The following is a 768-nucleotide window of genomic DNA, read 5'->3' on the forward strand; positions in this document are numbered from 1 at the left end:
CGACGTCGGAAGCGTGGAGGATCTCGATCTCGGGTCTGAACTTAAGGTCGGCCATAAGGTCGCCTCTAAACCGAAAGGCACCCCAGCGTCAGACGGCCCTCCCCGGAGCCGTACGTTGAAGCGACACTTGGACACCCTGAAGAACGGGGCTTGAGAGCATCATTTGGGCGCCGAGGCGCTGTCTTGGGCGTTCAGGTACGCATATGATGACCGTTTCCGCGCTTTCACCGGGCGCTCCGGGGACCGGGGTCGCCGTTTCCCGGCTTTCGTGCTTCACGCGGCCGCTTCGCTCCGCTCCAGGAAGACGAGCCGCTTCATGTCGAAGGCGATGTTGGCCAGGCCGATCTTCACCTTGGCGCGGGCGATGCCGATGGTCCTCACGCACAGTCCCATGCGCCCCTTTTGCTCGGCGAAGGGATGTTCGACGGCGGAACGGATCTTCGAGCGGGCGGCATTGGCGCGCTGACGGTTCGCGGTGAGCGCCTTGCCCGGCGCGCGGCGGAAGTGGATCTTCGAAACCAGCCCGGCTCCCGCGATCCGCTTCTCGTGTTTCTGCGAGCGATAGGCGGTATCCGCCCAGACCGCCGAGGCCGTGTTCGCCTTGTCGAGCAGCCCTGCGAGTGTGTTTCGGCGTGCAATTGGTGCCCACCTGACCCTGTGATCGGCGCCTAATCGGGGACCACCCACCGGGTCATCTGTGCTCGCCTGCGATCGGAGCTGGCGAAGAGGCGGAGGATGACGACGGTGGAAACTGTTGGGCGGATCAGG

The 768-nt window shown here is 64.7% G+C and carries 1 pseudogene; it reads right to left on the minus strand.

Going from position 1 to position 768, the window contains the following annotated elements:
• Positions 1–273: 273 nt before the first annotated feature.
• Positions 274–768, minus strand: a pseudogene (locus ACLJK8_RS23020) (hypothetical protein); the annotation flags it as partial.

The organism is Amaricoccus sp. W119, assembly GCF_047275745.1.
Classification (GTDB): Bacteria; Pseudomonadota; Alphaproteobacteria; order Rhodobacterales; family Rhodobacteraceae; genus Amaricoccus.